A 16,726-nucleotide genomic window follows, 5' to 3' on the forward strand; every position below is an offset into this window, starting at 1 on the left:
TTGTCCTCCTCCTTGAGGGGTGCACTTGCAGGGAAAGGCTGGGAGCGCTCCCAGACTCCTACTGTAGCCAGTGCCGCACACCCTGTGAAGGCCTGACCTCGGGACTATTTGGTCTGGACCAAATACCCCGAGACCCTCGTGAGTGTTTATCAGGGTTAGAACACCGATAAACACTCACGAGGAGCGGGGTGGTCGTCCGGGTATGGGGCTCACCAGTTGCGGCCGACGCCTGCCTTCGCCCGCACCTGCCGTGGCACATCGATGGTCCGGTCCAGCCGGGGAACGAGCGTCGGCGTCCACCCGACATCGGTGCCCAGGTCCGGATCGAACGCCGCGTTGTGCGCCGCCACCACGTCGACGGGCCGCCCGTTCACCAGTGTGCCGGTGGCGTGCAGCACGGTTCCCTTCCACCACTTCGCGATCAGGCTCGGGTCCTGGCGGGTTTGGAAGAAGTTGTTCTCCGCGTAGATCTTCGACTCGACGCCGACACCCCACGAGTACTCGTACTCTCCGGGGATCACGTAGAGGTTGTTGTACACGTGAAGCTGTCCATAGCGGACACGAGGCGCGCGGGAGCCGAGGTTCTCGAAGAGGTTGTGGTGCAACGTCACACGCAGCTTGCCCACGTCGTAGGTCGGCCGGTCGGTGTTGCCGATCAGCAGTGACTTGTCGTGGTCGTGGAAGTGGTTGTACGACAGGGTCACCAGGTCGGCGCCGTTGACCACGTCGAGCAGGCCGTCGTGCACCTCGTACTTGCGGCCGAAGTATGTCGGCTGAGTGGTGTTGCCGCCGTCGCTGAACTCGCTGCGGTCCACCCACACATGCGTCGCTCCGGCCAGCACGAGGTTGTCGTACTCGGAGTTCCAGTTGCCGGTGTCGCCGTCCAGCGGGTCCCACTGCGGGAAACAGTCGTACGCGTCCTCGAACCGCAGGTTGCGGATGATCACGTTGTCCACGTTGGACGCCCGCAACGTCAGTCCGTGCAACGTGGCGTCGTCGCCGAGACCGACGATCGTCGTGTTCGAACTGACCGGGACCACGACCCGGCGGGCCTGATTGGCCTGCGACCGGGCACGTGCGTCCTCCAACGGCCCGGACGGCTCGACCCTGCCCCACGTGGCCGGGTCGTACTGCGTCAGGTAGGCCTGGAGGCTGTAGCCGGGATCGGCGTAGTCCGCGCAGGACAGCGGGCGGTCGTTGTCGTCCGCGTTGCCCTCGATCGTCCCGCGCACGTAGATGATCTTCGACTCGTTCCCGGCGAGCGCCGCCACGAGTTCCGAGCGACTGTCCACGAAGTACACGTGGTCGCGGGTCGCCGCCGAACCGCCGGTCGTGCCCGCCGCCCAGCCGTCACGGGGACCCAGTACCTCACGGCCGAGGTTCTCGAAGTCCGCGCCGGCCGGCGCGGCGGACACCACGCCCGCCGCCACCACCATCGGTAACAGCTTCGCCAACAGCATTAGGCTTCCTCCTTGCTCCACCGAGGAGTGATGCGATGACCGATGTACTCGTCGATCCGCCCGGAGTCCCACCGGCCGTCGGCGATGATCGCGTGATGGGTCAGGCTCAGCCGCCCATCGGGTTCGAGCAACAGCGGCTCGTGGAACGTGACCGCGAAGCTGACCACGGGAAACGGTGCCGTGCGGACGTACCACGGCGTCGGATAGCGGACGTTGTCCGGGCAGTCGACGAAGACCACGGTGGAATGCCGGAGGCTGACGTCGTGCTGGCCGGTGAAGGACAACCACGATGACCGGGACCCCATCGCCTCTTCACCGTGCACTCCCGACGAGGTGACCGCCTCGCCACCGATGAACGAACGCGGCCCGCGCCAGAACAGGCCGCCGTAGCCCGCGGTCGGGCGGCCTTCGGTCACCGGACTGCCCCAGCGCAGTTCACGTCCGCTCGTGTTGTGCAGCCGCGTTCTCCACGTGAGCAGCCAAGATCCGTCGACCGGGTCCACTTCGGCCACTTCGATCGACCGGTCCTCGATCAGCCAGCACTCCCCCGCCCTGGTCTGCCATTCCAGGCGGTGCCCCAGCTCCACCCGGTCGTCGGCGCACTCGGCGCGATGCCAGCGCACGTGCCTGATCGAGCCGTTGTTGTCCAGCGGGGTGTAGCCCTGGCCACGCACGAACGTCCGGCCGCCCCAGAAGTTCTCCCCGGACAGGTTCGCCGCGGTGAACTGCAGGCCGTTGTGCCAGGTGTGGTCGTGCGGCCGGATCGCGCTGACCACATCGCCCGTTGTCGTCCGAAGTGGATGGAGATACGGCTTCGGTGAATCGGACTGCGGAACACCCGGTTCCACCACGTACTCGGCCAGTTCCACGTCACCGGCGGCCACCCGGACGTAGCCGTTGTCGGCGATCAGCCGCATCAGATCGCCCATGGCACACCCAGTTCCGAGAACAACGCCATGCTTTCCGCGGCCGACTCCACGAACTTGTCGGCCCGGTCGATGACGTACCGGCGTTCCAGTCCGGTGTCGACCGAGTACACCCAGTCGGCGGCGACCCGCCTTGGCCCAGGATGGTCCCGCACCGCCTGGACGAACGCGGTGAAGGCGCGGGTCTGGCTCAGCGGCGCGACCAACGGCGTCTTGTCCCTGACGTGCATCACGAGGTTGCGCAGCAGGTCGATGGGCGTCCCGGCGGGCACACGTTCACCGTTGATCTCCAAGGCGTTGGACCGATACCACCAGCGGGCCTTTCCCCGCGTGCCGTGCAACACCACATACGGCTCGAACTCCTGCTCGGTGCACAGTGTCGCCGCGGCGACGACCTCCAGGCCGTTCGCGAACGTCACCCGGGCGCACGCGGTGTCGTCGGCCTCGATCTGCCGCGCCTGGAAGAGCTCGGTCTCCACCCGGGTCGGCAACACGTCCGCTTTCCCCGCCACGAGCAACGCCGTGGCGATGGCGTGGGCGAAGGGATTGGTCAACGAGCCGTCCACCACGAACTCGCCGTTGAGCCGACGACGGCCCGCCCAGGAATTGCGCTGGTAGTAGGCGTCGCGACGAATCCACGCACCGGCCGTGCCGACGCCGGTGAGCATGCCGATCGCCTGGGTTTCGACGGCGGCGCGAAGGGCGTGCAACGCCATCGACCCGAAGCTCTGGAAGCCGGTCTGGACCTGCACGCGCCTCCGGTGCGCTGCCGCGGCGAGCCGCTCGAACGCGTCAAGCCCGAGTACGGGCGGCTTCTCCACCAGCACATGGCATCCCGCCGAGACGGCCGTGAGGGCCACGGGCAGGTGCGCGTGCGGCGGGGTCGCCACCACGACGATGTCCGGTGTCGTCTCGTCGATCAGATCACGCAGGTCACGGCGGACAGCGGCGTCGGGCGGCAGCAGACTGGCCGTCTCCGGCACGGTCTCCCGCACGTCACAGGCCCCTGCCAGAACGATTTCCGACGAGTCGTGCATCGCACGGGCCCGGCGCAGGTGCACTTCCGCGTACCCGGTCATCCCGGCCACCACCACGCGTGGCCGCTTCACCGGATCGTCCCGACCGCGGCCAGCGTCACCGGACCGGCCACCAGCAACAGCATCAACGGCTGCATCCACACCAGTGCGCCGGCGGTGACGACCGCACCGGCCAGCAACGCGGAGCCGCGGACGTCCGTGCTCAGCCGCATCGCGGTGCGCAGCGCGGACATCCACCGGTCGTCGACCACGGAACAGGTCCGCAACGCCACGACCATCAACGCCACCAACAGGACAGGGAACGCCACCGAGAAGAACTCACCACCGGGCAATCCGGCCTCCAGCAACGCCATGTCCACGCTCAGCACCAAGGCCAGCACGACAACACCTGCCGTGAAGGGAATCCCTCCGCGCAACTGCCGGACGAACTCGTCACGGAAGGCCGGGAGCATCCGCGGCGACTCGCCGTCGCGCCACCTGCTGACCAGACGGCATCCGGCGGCGAACGCCGGGCCGATGGTGACCACGGGGATCGAGGCCACACACACCAGCAGGCCAAGCTGGAGGCAGTCGGAGAACTCGGTCAACCGCTCACGCCACATCCCGTCACCCCTTCAGTCCGCTGGTGCTCACGCCCTCGACCAGAAGTCGTTGGAAGACCAGGAAGAACAGCACGATCGGCACCAGCGCCAGCGCCGACATGGCGAACATCGCGCCGAAGTTGGACTGGCTGCTGGTGTCCACGAACAGCCGAAGTCCCAACGGGACGGTGAACTTCTCGGCGTCGTTGAGGTACACCATCTGCGTGAAGAAGTCGTTCCAGGTCCAGATGAACGTGAAGATCGACGTGGTCACCAGCGCCGGTTTGGCCAGCGGCAGCACCACGTGCCAGAACGTCTTGTAGACGCCGCAGCCGTCGATGGTCGCGGCCTCGTCCAGCTCGCGCGGGATGCCGCGCATGAACTGCACGATCAGGAACACGAAAAACGCCTCGGTGGCCAGCAGTTTCGGCAGGATCAGCGGGACGAACGTGTTGACCATCCCGGCCTGCTGGAAGATCACGTACTGCGGGATCAGCGTGACGTGGTGCGGCAGCATCAACGTCGCGATCATGAACGCGAACAACGGGCCGGAGAACCGGAACCGCAGGCGCGCGAAGGCGTACGCCGCGAGCGTGCACGACAACACGTTGGCCACGACGGACGCGACGGCGACGACGAACGAGTTCATGAAGAACGTGCCGAACCCGATGCCCGCCGCGCCCTCCCAGCCCTGCCGGTACCCGTCCAGCACCAAGCGGCTGGGCAGCAGGTTCAGGCTGGACAGCACTTCCGACGGTGGCTTGACCGACGCGAACGCGAGCCAGATCAGCGGGTACAGCACCACCGCGACCGCGGCGAGGCAGAGCACGTGCCACAGCACGGTCTTGGCCCTCATGACTTGTCTCCGTAGAACACCCAGAGCCGTGCGCTGCGGAAGATCACGGCGGTCACGATCGCGATCACCACGAGCAGCACCCAGGCCATCGCGGAGGCGTAACCCATCTCGAAGTCCTCGAATCCGGCCTGGTAGAGGTACAACGTGTAGACCAGCGCCGAGTCGGCCGGGCCGCCGCGCCCGCCGCCGATCACGAACGCCGGGGTGAAGACCTGGAACGCGTGGATCGCCTCGAGCACCAGGTTGAAGAAGATCACCGGGGACAGCATCGGCAGCGTGATGTGCCAGAACTTGCGCACCGGGCTGGCACCGTCCACTTCGGCCGCTTCGTAGAGCTCGCGCGGGATCTGCTTGAGCCCGGCCAGGAAGATCACCATGGGCGCGCCGAACTGCCACACCGCCAGCAGGATGACCGACCAGATCGTGTACGACGGGTCGTCCACCCAGCTCGGGGTGTTCAGGCCGATCCCGTCGAGCAGCTCGTTGACCGTGCCGCCTTCGGTGAACATCGCCCGCCACACCAGCGCCGCGGCCACGCTCGCGCCGAGCAGCGACGGCGCGTAGAAAGCCGACCGGTAGAAGCCGTTGGAGCCGGCGCGGGTGTTGAGCACCATCGCGACCAGCAGGGACACGATCATCTTCATCGGCACCGCGACCAGGACGTACAGCAGGGTCACCTTGACCGACTGCAGGTAGCGGTCGTCCTCGGTGAACATGCGCACGAAGTTCTCGAAGCCGACCCAGCGCGGCTCGGTGAACAGGTCGTACTCGGTGAAGGACAGGTAGAGCGAGACGATCATCGGGCCGACCGTGAGCCCGATCGCGCCGAGCAGCCAGGGAGTCAGGAAGACGTACGCCTCACGCTGGTGCTCCCGGCGCCGCCCGGCCCCACGGGGTTTCCGTGGGGCCGGCGCCGCGGTGGCAGAGGACGGCGGCGTCTTGAGAACCGTCACTGCAGGTCCTTCTGGGCTTCCGACATGAACCTGCTGACCGCGTCGTCGACGCTCAGCCGGCCGAAGGCGATCTCCTCATAGGTGCGTTGCAGCAACTTCTGGATGGCACCGGCTCCCTTGGGCGGCACCGCGGGTGCCGGGCCGAGCTTGGGCTCGATCGCCGCCTCGTAGTCGTAGATCACCTTGTCGGTGCCCTTGGCCTCGCCCGCGAGCTGCGCGCGGATCTTCAGGTTCGGCGGCAGCCCGCGGTCCGCGCCGAGGATCTTGCCCGCCTCGGGGTCGTTGATCAGGAAGTTCACCAGCTTGGCCGACGCCTCCTGCTGCTTGCCACGGGCCGACACGGCGAGGAACATCGACGGGCGGCGGTACTGCCCCGTGTTGGCCGGGTCGTCACTCGGGTACGGCGCGACCCGCAGGTCCTTGCCGTTCGCCTTCTGGAATCCGGGATAGACGCTGTCGTAGGCGAATTCGGCGGCGGTCAGCTTCTTGCCCAGCGGGGCCTGCTCCGGCGAGGTGTTGTACGACGCCGTCACCTCGGCCTCGGTCGCCGCCTTCGTCGTGCGGAACCGGCTCGCCAGCTCCCAGTACTCCTTGAGCTCCGCGGCGCCGAACCCGAGTTTGCCGTCCGGGGTGAACATGCCCTTCCCGCGCTGCCGCAGCCAGATCTCCAGGGCACTGTCGATCATGCCGAAGTCGGTCACCCCGCGGACCTGGAACCCGTTGGCGGCGCTGACCTTCTCGGCCGCGGCACGGAACTGCTCCCAGGTCATCGGCTGGCTCGGGTCCGCACCGGCCGCCTGGTACGGCGCCGGGTCGTAGACCAACGAGGAGGCGTTCTGCGCCCACGGCACCGCGAACCGCTTGCCGCCGATCACGCCGGTGTTCGCCAGTTCCGGGTTCACGTCGGCCAGCGAGACCTGTTTGCCCGCACCCTCGTTCAAGTCGAGCAACACCTTGCGTTCGCCGTACTCCGAGAGATACCTGGTGTCGACGGTCATCACGTCCGGCGGGTTGCCGCCCGCGGTCTGCGTCGCGACCTTCTCCCAGTAGGCCGCGTACGCCGAGAACGTCGTCTGCACCTTGATGTTGGGGTTCTTCTGCTGGAACAGCTCGACCGCCTGTTTGGTGATCGTGGCCCTGCCGTCACTTCCCCACCAGGCGAACGAGATCGTCACGTCACCGCCGCCGCCCGCACCGCCGGGCTGCGAGCCGCACGCCGCCAACGACACCGCCAGGGCAGCGATCGCGGTCCCTCGCCTGAGTCTCCCAGCACCCATCCCGACCACTCCCAGGTTTGCAGGTTTTCTGAAAACTCACGTGTGACCGTGAACCGTAGAGTGCCGTCCATCTTGTGTCAACGGTCAGAAGTTCGCGGAAAAACAGGGTTTGACGACACAGTGTGATCGCGGGACGATGTCAGAGTTTTCTGCAAACGACAGGAGTGGTGTCATGCGCGGGGACTTCGTCCGGCCGGCCACCCTGACTGACGTCGCCAACCGCGCGGGCGTTTCGGCGGCGACGGTCTCTCGTGTGCTCAACCGCAGCAACCTGGTCTCGCGTGCGACCCGGGAGCGCGTCGAGCGGGCGATCCATGAGCTGGAGTACGTGGTCAACGGGCACGCCAGGGCGTTGGCGGCGGCGGCGTCCGAGGTGATCGGCGTGATCGTCGGCGACATGTCCGATCCCTTCTTCGCGCACATCGTGGCCGGTGTGCAGGACCAGACGTTCCTGGCGGGCCAGCTCGCGCTGGTGTGCAGCACCGGCAGCGATCCGCTGCGGGAGATCAGGCAGCTGGAACACCTGCGCCGGCTGCGAGCCGACGGCGTGATCCTGGTCGGCGGCTCGGTCAGGGACGCCGACCACCAGCTGACGCTCACCCGCCTGCTCAGCGGGTTCCACAACCGCGGCGCCCGGGTCGTCCTGTGTGGACGGCCGCCGATCCCGGACCTGCCGAAGGCGTCCGCGATCACGTTCGACAACACCGGCGGCACCATGCGGCTCGTCGAACACCTCACCGCCTTGGGCCACAAGCGAATCGGCTACATCACCGGCCCACCGCTGCGATCCACCAGCCGGGAACGGCTGCACGGCTACCGGATCGCCGCGCGCGACCACGACCCTGGCCTGATCGAACAAGGAACGTTCACCCGCGAGTCCGGATGGCTGGCAGGCCACAAACTGCTGCAACGCAACGACGTCACGGCCATCGTCGCGGCCAACGACGTGATGGCGGCAGGCGCGCTGGCCGCCGCCCGGGCGTCCGGAAGGGACGTTCCCGGACAGGTTTCCGTGGCCGGGTTCGACGACATCGAGTTCTGCCAGGACACCCATCCGCCGTTGACCACGGTGCGGCTTCCGTTGCGGGAAGCCGGCGCGCTGGCCGGACGGATCGCGTGTGGACTGGACGAACCGCCGCCCACAGGCGTCGTCCGGCTGGGCGCCGAACTGGTCGTGCGCGATACGACCGGCCCGGTCAGGGAGTGACGGGCACGCGGTGAACACCACGCCACCACCGGTTGGGACCGGCCCACGGCACGCCGAGTTCGGAGAACAGGGCGAGGCGTTCCGCGGCGACGGCCACTTCCTCACCGATCCCGCGGACGACCGGGTGGCGGCCCGGACCGTCACCGACGGTCCGAATCCAGCCCTCGGGGATCGGCGCGGGCTCGGGGGCGTCCCGTACCGCCTGGACGACCGAAGCGAACGCCCTGGTCTGGGACAACGGCGCGAGCAGCCTCGTGCCGGGGTCGGCCCGGTGCATGATCAGGTTGCGCAGCAGGTCGGTCGGCGGGGCGACGGGAACGTGCTCGTCGTTGATCTCCAGCCGATGGGTCTTGTACCAGAACTTCGCGCGTCCCTCGGTGCCGTGCACGACGACGTACGGCTCGTGATCCTGTTCCGCGCACAGGGAAGCCGCGACCACGATCTCCGGCCCGCCGGTGAACCGCAGTCGCAGGCAAGCGGTGTCGTCGGCTTCCAGATCACGTGTGCCGAACAGTTCGAGCGCGATGTCCGCCGGATCCCGTTCCGCCACACCGGCGACGAGCACGGCCGTGGCGACCGCGTGCGAGAAGGGATTTGTCAACGCACCGTCCACAACGGCCTCACCGTCCAGCCATCTGCGGCCGGCCCAGGGATTGCGTGCGTAGTAGGCGTCGGTCCGGACCCACGCTCCGGCGGCGCCGACACCGGTCACCTCCCCCAGTTCGCCGCGGGCGATCGCGCCGGCCAGCACCGGCAAGGCACCGGAGCCGAAGCTCTGGAACCCCGTCTGGCAGATCCGGCCCAGCCTGGTGGTGAGTGCCATCAGCTCGTCGTACCCGTTGAGGTCGAGCACAGGCGGCGTCTCGATCAGCAGGTCGCCGCCCGCCCTGAGCACGGCGGCGGCGATCGACCGGTGGGCGTGCGGCGGTGTCGCCACGACGACGACATCCGGTGTGGCCACGCGCATCAAGGTGTCGACGTCAGGATGCACAGCTGCGCCTGGCGGCAGCAGAGCGAGGGCTTGCGAGGACGGTTCCCGGATGTCGCAAGCGCCGACGAACTCCGCCCACCCTTCCTCGTGCAGGTCACGCGCCCGCTGCAGGTATGTGAACGCGTATCCGGACGTGCCGACAACGGCAAGGCGTGCGGTACCCGGCATTGGGTCTCCGATCCTGCAAACGGCCGTGAATTTCTGCAAAGCCACGCTAGGGGCGCCCGGGGAGCGCTGTCAAGAAGAACGCGCAGGTCGGAACCTGTTTCCAGACAGCGACGGACGGCGCGGCGAATTGACAGGAAAGCAGACGGTTTACATCATGTTGTGCAAAGCAGCGCAAAGGGAGCCCCGTGACCGTCACCATCCATGACGTCGCCACTCTGGCGAAGGTCTCCATCTCCACCGTCTCCCGTGCCTTCACCACACCCGACCTGGTCAAGCCCGAGACACGCAACCGGATCCTGGCCGCGGCCGGGGAACTGGGGTACCACCCGGCCGGCGGGCCGCGCAAGCCGGCGAACCGCACCGGCCACATCGGCATCATCGTCTCCGACCTGGACAACCCGTTCTTCACCGGCGTGCTGAACGGCGTGCAGGCCCGGGCCCGTCAGGACGACGTGGCGGTGCTGTTCGCCAACAGCGACCAGGACCCGGTGGTCGAGGAGAACCTGGCCCGCAACATGGCCAAACAGGTCGACGGACTGGTCCTGTGCAGCCCGAGCATGAGCGACGACCACGTCCGTGACCTGGCCAGGCAGACGTTCGTGGTGCTGCTCAACCGGGAGATCGAGGGCATCCCCTCGGTCGTGATGGACAGTCCCGGCGGGATGCACCAGGCGATCCAGCACCTGGCGGCCCTCGGCCACCGGAAATGCGCCTTCCTCGGCGGTCCCCGCAACTCGTGGGCCAACGCGACCCGGCTGAGCGGCCTGCGCCCGGCGGCCGAACAGCACAACATCGAGGTCGTCGAGTTCGGACCGTTCCCGCCGAGGTTCGAGGGCGGCCTGCAGGGAGCGGACCTGGCGCTGGCGGCGGGGGTCACGGCGATCATCACGTTCAACGACCTCGTCGCCTTCGGCGTCCTGGCCAGGCTGAACGCCCGGGGCGTTCCGGTGCCCGACGAGATCAGCCTGGTCGGCTTCGACGACCTGGTCTTCGCGGCGATCTCGGCGCCCCCGCTGACCACGGTGGCGATGCCCGCGGAAGCGGCGGGACGCGCAGCGGTGAACGTGCTGCTGGCCCTGCTCGACGACGACCACCGCGTGAGCACGAACCAGTCGCTGGACACGTACCTGATCGTGCGTGCCACCACCGCGCCGCCCCGCTCCTAGGCAGCCCTGCGCTTGGTCCAGATGTCATAGGCGACAGCGGCGAGCAACACCAGGCCCTTCACCAGCATGACGATCTCACTCGGCTGGCCGAGCAGGGACATGCCGTTGTTGATGACGGCCATGATCAGGCCACCGGTGATGGCCCCGACGACCTTGCCGACACCGCCCTGGACCGCGGCGCCGCCGATGAAGGCGGCCGCGATGGCGTCGAGCTCGAACGCGTTGCCCGCCGTCGGCCCGGCCTGGTTCAGCCGCCCGGCGAAGATCACACCGGCCAGCGCGGCGAGCACCCCCATGTTGACGAAGATCCAGAACGTGATCGGCTTGACCTTCACCCCGGACAGCTCGGCGGCCTGCCGGTTGCCGCCGATGGCGTAGATGTGCCGTCCGAAGACGGACTTGTTGGCCAGCAACGAATATCCGAGGACCAGCACGGTCAGCAGCACCAGCACCCACGGCAGGTTCTTGAACCTGGCCAGCTGCACCACCACGGCGAGCACGACGAGGGCGGCGCCGCCGGCCTTGAGCAGGAACACCGGGAACGGATCGACCTGCTGCAGGTAGCCGAGACGCGCCTTACGCTGCCGCCACTGAACGAGGAAGATCGCGGCGACCCCGGCCACCCCGGCGAGCAGGCTGACCAGATCGGCACCGCCGAGCGGTCCGAGGCCGATGTTGCCGAGGTACCCGTCGGTGAACCCGTTGGACAGCGTGCGGATCTCGTCGGGGAACGGCCCGATCCCCTGGTTGCCCAGGACCCACAGGGTGAGGGCCCGGAACACGAGCATGCCCGCCAGGGTGACGATGAACGCGGGGATGCCGAAGTAGGCGACCCAGTACCCCTGCCAGGCCCCGATCACGGCCCCGGCGACCAGCGTGAGCAGCAGTGCGGGCAACCAAGGCATGCCCATCTCGACAGTGAGGACGGCACACAGCGCCCCGCAGACGGCCACCACCGAGCCGACCGAGAGGTCGATGTGCCCGGCGATGATGATGAGCATCATCCCGACGGCCAGGATCAGGATGTACGAGTTCTGCACGATGATGTTCGAGATGTTCTGCGGCTCGAGCAGGACACCGTCGGTCAGGATCGTGAACAGGACCACGATCAGGGCGAAGGCGACGTAGATGCCGCTCTCGCGGGGGTTGATGGAGATTCGCCGAAGCGGCTTGGCGGTCTCCGGCGCCTGGGAAGGAGCCTGGGTAACAGTCATGGGATTTCCTTCATCGGGTACCACGTCGTGAGTGTTTGTCAGGGTTAGAACACGGATAATCACTCACGATCGGTGGTCATCAGCTGCATCAACCGTTCCTGAGTCGCGTCAGCACGATCGACCTCACCTGTGATCCGTCCACGGGACAGCGCGTAGATCCGGTCACAGAGGCCGAGCAACTCGGGCAGTTCCGACGAGATGACCAGCACTGCCTTGCCGTCGTCCGCCAGCTGGTTGATGATCGAATAGATCTCGAACTTCGCCCCGACGTCGATGCCCCGCGTCGGCTCGTCCAGGATCAGCACGTCCGGGTCGGTCAGGATCCACTTCGACAGCACGACCTTCTGCTGGTTGCCGCCACTCAGCTTCCCGGTGACCGACCGGACGCTGGGCGCCTTGATCCCCATCCGGGCCCGGAACTCCTCGGCGACGCGATGCTCCTCGTGCTCGCGGACCCACCCGTGGCGGGACAGGCCACCGAGCCAGGCCGCCGAGACGTTCCGCTTGATGTCCTCGATCAGGTTCAGCCCGTACCGCTTACGGTCCTCGGTGACGTAGGCGATCCCCTGCGAGATCGCGTCCTGGACGGACCGGAGGTGGATCTCCCTGCCGTCCTTGACGATCCGCCCCGAGATGTCCTTGCCGTAGGACCGCCCGAACACGCTCATGGCCAGCTCGGTCCGGCCGGCGCCCATCAGCCCGGCGAGTCCGACGATCTCCCCGCGCCGCAAGGACAGCGAGGCCCGGTCCACCACAAGCCGTCCCGAGTGGACCGGGCTGTGCACGGTCCAGTCCTCGATCCGGAACACTTCCTCGCCCACGGACGGCGTCCGCGGCGGGAACCGCTGTGACAGGTCCCGGCCGACCATCCCGGAGATGATCCGGTCCTCGGTGACCTCGGCCGCCTGCAAGGTCTCGATCGTCCGGCCGTCGCGCAGGATGGTGATCGAGTCCGCGATCGCCCGGACCTCGCCCAGCTTGTGCGAGATGATCACGCAGGTGACCCCCTCCTCCCGCAGCCCGCGCAGCAGGTCCAGCAGATGCGCCGAATCCGTGTCGTTCAGGGCGGCGGTCGGCTCGTCCAGGATCAGCAGGCGCACCTTCTTGGACAGTGCCTTGGCGATCTCCACCAGCTGCTGTTTGCCCACCCCCAGCTCCGAGACGGGCGTGACCGGGTTCTCGTCCAGGCCCACCCGGCGCAACAGCTCCCCGGCCGCGTGGTTGGTGCGGTTCCAGTCGATCAACCCGCCCCGCGCCAGTTCGTTGCCCAGGAAGATGTTCTCGGCGATCGAGAGCTGCGGGCACAGCGCGAGCTCCTGGTGGATGATCACGATCCCGCGCCGTTCGCTGTCCCGCACCGACGAGAACCGGCAGCGCTCGTCCTCGAAGGTGATCTCGCCGTCGTAGGACCCGTGCGGGTACACGCCCGACAGCACCTTCATCAGGGTGGACTTGCCGGCGCCGTTCTCCCCGCAGATCGCATGGATCTCGCCGCTGCGCACGGCGAGATTCACGTCCTGGAGCGCTTTCACACCGGGAAAGGTCTTGGTGATGCCGCGCATCGCCAGGATCGGCGTCATTTGAGCTGATCCGCCTTGTAGTAGCCGGAGTCGACCAGTTCCTTCTGGTAGTTGTCCTTCGTCACGATCGACGTGGGCAGCAGCTGGCTGGGCACGACCTTCTTGCCGTTGTCGTAGTCCTTCTCGTTGTTGACGCTCGGCTTGCCGCCCTTGAGCACGGCGTCGGCCATCTGCACGGTCACCTTGGCCAGCTCACGGGTGTCCTTGAACACCGTCGAGTACTGCTCACCGGCGATGATCGACTTCACCGACGCGAGCTCGGCGTCCTGCCCGGTCACCACCGGGTAGGCCAGCGTTCCGGTGCCGTAGCCGCTGCTCTTGAGCGCCGAGAGGATGCCGATCGAGATACCGTCATAGGGCGACAACACACCCTGCACGGTCGGCCCGCCGCGATAGGTCTTGGTCAGCAGGTCCTCCATCCGGCGCTGCGCCGTGGCCGGATCCCAGCGCAGGATCGCGATCGTGCCGAGATCCGTCTGGCCACTGCGCACGACCAGTTTCCCGCTGTCGATGAACGGTTTGAGCACCGACATGGCGCCGTTGTAGAAGTACGACGTGTTGTTGTCGTCCGGCGAGCCTGCGAAGATCTCGATGTTGAACGGCCCGGTCACCGCCGGATCGTCGGTGCCGTCCGGCTTCTTCAGCTTCAGGCCCGTCAGCAGCGAGGTGGCCTGCTGCACACCGACCTTGAAGTTGTCGAAAGTCGCGTAGTAGTCGACGTTCGGGCTGTTGAGCAGCAACCTGTCGTAGGAGATGACCGGGATCTTCCGGTCGGCCGCGGCCTGCAGCTGGGTGGACAACGACTTGCCGTCGATGGCCGCGACGATCAGCAGCTTCACCCCCTTGGTGATCTGGTTGTCGATCTGGTTGGCCTGCGTGGGGATGTCGTTCTCGGCGTACTGCAGGTCGACCTGGTAGCCCAGCTTCTCCAGCTGCGTCTTGATGTTGTCGCCGTCATGGATCCAGCGCTCGGAGGCCTTGGTCGGCATGGTCACACCGATCGTGCCGCCGGCGTTCTGGCCGGGCTGTGGCGCCTGGTCGGCGGTCTTCTCACTCGACCCGCAGGCGGCGAGCGCGAGCGTCAACGCCATACTCCCGGCGACCGCCAGCAAACGTGAACTCTTCATCGTTCTCCTCTCAGAAACCCTGGGCGAGCCGGTAGTAGGCCTGGTTCCAGCGGATCCGGTCGCCGAAGTCCGCCGGGGTGGTGGTCCTGTCGATCACCAGCAGCTCGGTGTGCAGCATGTGGGCGAAGTCCCGCAGGACGTCCGCGCCGACGGCCTGCGTGAGCACGGTGTGGTGCGGCCCGCCCGCGGTCAGCCAGGACTCGGCCGACGTCGGCAACGACGGCGCGGGCTTCCACACCGCCCTGGCCACCGGCAGCTTCGGCAGCGGCTCGTCCGGCGGCACCACTTCGACCTCGTTGGCCACGAACCGGAACCGGTCTCCCAGGTCGGCCAGGCCGATCACCACCGCGGGCCCGGCCGCCGCGTCGAAGACCAGCCGGACGGGGTCCTCGCGGCCGCCGATGCCCAGCGGGTGGATCTCGCAGGACGGCCGGTGCCCGGCGATGCTCGGGCACACCTCGAGCATGTGCGCGCCGAGGATCTTCGGCTCACCGGGACCGAAGTGGTACGTGTAGTCCTCCATGAAGGACGTGCCCCGGCCGGTGCCGTGTCCCATCGCCTTCACCGCGGCCAGCAGCGCCGAGGTCTTCCAGTCGCCCTCGCCGCCGAAGCCGTACCCGTCGGCCATCAACCGCTGGACGGCCAAACCGGGCAGCTGTTTCAACCCGCCGAGGTCTTCGAAGTTCGTGGTGAACGCGCCGAACCCGCCCTCGGTCAGGAACTGCCGCAGTCCTGCCTCGATCTTGGCCGCGTACCGCAACGACGAGCGCCGCTCGGCCAGAGCCGGCGCGATGTCGTACAGCTCGAAGTACTCGGCGACCAGCGCGTCAGCGGCCGCGTCGGACACCGAGTCCACCACGTCGACCAGGTCGTTGACGCCGTAGGTGTTGACCGAGACGCCGAACCGGAGCTCCGCCTCGACCTTGTCGCCCTCGGTCACGGCGACGTCCCGCATGTTGTCACCGAACCGGGCCAGGCGCAGCGAACGCAGGTGCGCCAAGCCGATCGCCGCACGAACCCACCCGTCGATCCGGCTGACCAAGGCGGGATCGCTGGCGTGCCCGGCGACGGTCTTGCGCGCCACGCCAAGGCGGGTCTGGATGTAGCCGAACTCCCGGTCGCCGTGCGCGGCCTGGTTGAGGTTCATGAAGTCCATGTCGATGGTCTGCCACGGCAGCGCCTCGTTGAGCTGCGTGTGCAGGTGCAGCAACGGTTTGCGCAACGCGTCCAGCCCGGTGATCCACATCTTGGCCGGCGAGAACGTGTGCATCCACGCGATCACGCCGACGCACGACGGGTCGTTGTTCGCCTCCAGCATCACCTGGCGGATCGCGGCGGTGTCGGTCAGCACGGGCTTGCCGGCGATCTCCGCGCTGATCTTGCCCGTGGTGGCGAGCATCTGCTGGATGCGCACGGACTGATCGGCGACCTGGGCCAGCGTTTCCTGCCCGTAGAGACCCTGGCTGCCGGTGAGGAACCAGACCTGCGGTGTGTTCATCGGATCTCCTGCTGGCCGTAGACGTTGCGGTACCGCTCGTGCAACCGGTCGATGTCCTTCTGGTCCAAGGGCTTCGGGTCGCCGAGCTGACGTGCGATGTGGACGGTGCGGGCGACGTCCTCGACCATGACGGCCGCCTTGACCGCGGCGCGCGCGTCCGGGCCGACGGTGAACGGCCCGTGGTTGCGCATCAACACGGCGGGCGACCGGCTGCCGCGCAGCGTTTCCACGATGCCCCGGCCGATCGAGTCGTCGCCGATCATCGCGAACGGCCCGACCGGGATCTCCCCGCCGAACTCGTCGGCGATCATGGTGAGCACGCACGGGATCGGCTCGCCGCGGGCGGCCCACGCCGTCGCATAGGTGGAGTGCGTGTGCACCACTCCCCCGACCTCGGGCATGTGCTGGTAGACGTAGGCGTGCGCCGCGGTGTCCGAAGACGGCGCCAGGTTGCCGTGCACGAGTTCGCCGTGCAGGTCCGTGACGACCATCTTGTCCGCGGCCAGCTCGTCGTAGGACACCCCCGACGGCTTGATCACCATCAGGTCCTCGCCGGGCACCCGGGCGGACACGTTGCCCGCGGTCCAGATCACCAGTTCGTTGCGGGTCAGTTCACCGTGCAGGTCGGCGACGGTGTGGCACAGTTCGTCGACCGTGTCGAGAACCGCTGTGGAGAACACCATCC

At 67.6% G+C, this 16,726-nt stretch carries 15 protein-coding genes; 2 read left to right on the forward strand and 13 right to left on the reverse strand.

All coding sequences use genetic code 11. From position 1 onward, the window contains the following. Window positions 1-209: 209 nt before the first annotated feature. From GC106_RS22765 to GC106_RS22795, 7 genes are read right to left on the reverse strand one after another with little or no spacing between them, the layout of a single operon-like run. Window positions 210-1,460, reverse strand: coding sequence for a pectate lyase family protein (locus GC106_RS22765; protein WP_173134167.1), 1,251 nt, complete (start codon window positions 1,458-1,460; stop codon window positions 210-212). Beyond that, a complete protein-coding gene (locus GC106_RS22770) occupies window positions 1,460-2,389 on the reverse strand; it encodes a DUF6807 domain-containing protein (protein WP_173134170.1) in 930 nt (309 codons plus the stop codon). Before GC106_RS22770 ends, GC106_RS22765 begins: the two co-directional genes overlap by 1 nt. Then, window positions 2,377-3,495, reverse strand: coding sequence for a Gfo/Idh/MocA family protein (locus tag GC106_RS22775; protein WP_312872790.1), 1,119 nt, complete (start codon window positions 3,493-3,495; stop codon window positions 2,377-2,379). The genes GC106_RS22770 and GC106_RS22775 overlap by 13 nt, the downstream gene beginning before the upstream one ends. Beyond that, window positions 3,492-4,025 carry a DUF624 domain-containing protein gene (locus GC106_RS22780; protein ID WP_173134172.1) on the reverse strand — a complete coding sequence of 178 codons (534 nt, stop codon included), beginning with the start codon at window positions 4,023-4,025 and terminating at the stop codon, window positions 3,492-3,494. Before GC106_RS22780 ends, GC106_RS22775 begins: the two co-directional genes overlap by 4 nt. Before the next feature lie 4 nt (window positions 4,026-4,029). Beyond that, a complete protein-coding gene (locus tag GC106_RS22785; protein WP_173134175.1) occupies window positions 4,030-4,860 on the reverse strand; it encodes a carbohydrate ABC transporter permease in 831 nt (276 codons plus the stop codon). Next, window positions 4,857-5,813 (reverse strand): carbohydrate ABC transporter permease, encoded by a 957-nt coding sequence (locus GC106_RS22790; protein ID WP_173134177.1) that lies wholly within the window; start codon window positions 5,811-5,813, stop codon window positions 4,857-4,859. Before GC106_RS22790 ends, GC106_RS22785 begins: the two co-directional genes overlap by 4 nt. After that, a complete protein-coding gene (locus GC106_RS22795; protein ID WP_173134179.1) occupies window positions 5,810-7,090 on the reverse strand; it encodes an ABC transporter substrate-binding protein in 1,281 nt (426 codons plus the stop codon). The genes GC106_RS22790 and GC106_RS22795 overlap by 4 nt, the downstream gene beginning before the upstream one ends. Window positions 7,091-7,262: 172 nt before the next feature. On the opposite strand from GC106_RS22795, the gene GC106_RS22800 reads away from it, so the two are divergent. Next, a complete protein-coding gene (locus tag GC106_RS22800; protein WP_173134181.1) occupies window positions 7,263-8,297 on the forward strand; it encodes a LacI family DNA-binding transcriptional regulator in 1,035 nt (344 codons plus the stop codon). Here GC106_RS22800 and GC106_RS22805 read toward each other — a convergent pair. Continuing rightward, window positions 8,287-9,456, reverse strand: a complete 1,170-nt coding sequence (locus GC106_RS22805; RefSeq protein ID WP_173134183.1) for a Gfo/Idh/MocA family protein — start codon at window positions 9,454-9,456, stop codon at window positions 8,287-8,289. The two genes, GC106_RS22800 and GC106_RS22805, sit on opposite strands and share 11 nt — an antisense overlap. Window positions 9,457-9,641: 185 nt before the next feature. Here GC106_RS22805 and GC106_RS22810 point away from each other — a divergent pair, with 185 nt between their 5' ends. After that, entirely contained in the window at window positions 9,642-10,622 is a 981-nt protein-coding gene (locus GC106_RS22810; protein WP_173134185.1) for a LacI family DNA-binding transcriptional regulator, read from the forward strand. On the opposite strand, the gene mmsB is transcribed toward GC106_RS22810, so the two are convergent. From mmsB to GC106_RS22835, 5 genes are read right to left on the reverse strand one after another with little or no spacing between them, the layout of a single operon-like run. Further along, window positions 10,619-11,836, reverse strand: coding sequence for a multiple monosaccharide ABC transporter permease (mmsB, locus tag GC106_RS22815; RefSeq protein WP_173134187.1), 1,218 nt, complete (start codon window positions 11,834-11,836; stop codon window positions 10,619-10,621). The two genes, GC106_RS22810 and mmsB, sit on opposite strands and share 4 nt — an antisense overlap. Window positions 11,837-11,895: 59 nt before the next feature. Next, window positions 11,896-13,416, reverse strand: a complete 1,521-nt coding sequence (mmsA, locus tag GC106_RS22820; RefSeq protein ID WP_173134190.1) for a multiple monosaccharide ABC transporter ATP-binding protein — start codon at window positions 13,414-13,416, stop codon at window positions 11,896-11,898. Continuing rightward, window positions 13,413-14,543 (reverse strand): multiple monosaccharide ABC transporter substrate-binding protein, encoded by a 1,131-nt coding sequence (gene chvE / locus GC106_RS22825; protein WP_173134192.1) that lies wholly within the window; start codon window positions 14,541-14,543, stop codon window positions 13,413-13,415. Before chvE ends, mmsA begins: the two co-directional genes overlap by 4 nt. Window positions 14,544-14,553: 10 nt before the next feature. Beyond that, window positions 14,554-16,041 carry an L-arabinose isomerase gene (gene araA, locus GC106_RS22830; protein WP_173134194.1) on the reverse strand — a complete coding sequence of 496 codons (1,488 nt, stop codon included), beginning with the start codon at window positions 16,039-16,041 and terminating at the stop codon, window positions 14,554-14,556. Next, window positions 16,038-16,724, reverse strand: coding sequence for an L-ribulose-5-phosphate 4-epimerase (locus GC106_RS22835; RefSeq protein WP_173134196.1), 687 nt, complete (start codon window positions 16,722-16,724; stop codon window positions 16,038-16,040). Before GC106_RS22835 ends, araA begins: the two co-directional genes overlap by 4 nt. Window positions 16,725-16,726 lie beyond the last annotated feature (2 nt).

This window comes from Kibdelosporangium persicum, assembly GCF_013280595.1.
Classification (GTDB): Bacteria; Actinomycetota; Actinomycetes; order Mycobacteriales; family Pseudonocardiaceae; genus Kibdelosporangium; species Kibdelosporangium persicum.

Coding starts and splice junctions, on each gene's coding strand:
- GC106_RS22805 (WP_173134183.1), bottom strand. CDS start 9,456: ATGCCGGGTACCGCACGCCTTGCCGTTGTCGGCACGTCCGGATACGCG.
- mmsA (WP_173134190.1), bottom strand. CDS start 13,416: ATGACGCCGATCCTGGCGATGCGCGGCATCACCAAGACCTTTCCCGGT.
- GC106_RS22780 (WP_173134172.1), bottom strand. CDS start 4,025: ATGTGGCGTGAGCGGTTGACCGAGTTCTCCGACTGCCTCCAGCTTGGC.
- chvE (WP_173134192.1), bottom strand. CDS start 14,543: ATGAAGAGTTCACGTTTGCTGGCGGTCGCCGGGAGTATGGCGTTGACG.
- mmsB (WP_173134187.1), bottom strand. CDS start 11,836: ATGACTGTTACCCAGGCTCCTTCCCAGGCGCCGGAGACCGCCAAGCCG.
- GC106_RS22835 (WP_173134196.1), bottom strand. CDS start 16,724: ATGGTGTTCTCCACAGCGGTTCTCGACACGGTCGACGAACTGTGCCAC.
- araA (WP_173134194.1), bottom strand. CDS start 16,041: ATGAACACACCGCAGGTCTGGTTCCTCACCGGCAGCCAGGGTCTCTAC.
- GC106_RS22800 (WP_173134181.1), top strand. CDS start 7,263: ATGCGCGGGGACTTCGTCCGGCCGGCCACCCTGACTGACGTCGCCAAC.
- GC106_RS22795 (WP_173134179.1), bottom strand. CDS start 7,090: ATGGGTGCTGGGAGACTCAGGCGAGGGACCGCGATCGCTGCCCTGGCG.
- GC106_RS22785 (WP_173134175.1), bottom strand. CDS start 4,860: ATGAGGGCCAAGACCGTGCTGTGGCACGTGCTCTGCCTCGCCGCGGTC.
- GC106_RS22770 (WP_173134170.1), bottom strand. CDS start 2,389: ATGGGCGATCTGATGCGGCTGATCGCCGACAACGGCTACGTCCGGGTG.
- GC106_RS22765 (WP_173134167.1), bottom strand. CDS start 1,460: ATGCTGTTGGCGAAGCTGTTACCGATGGTGGTGGCGGCGGGCGTGGTG.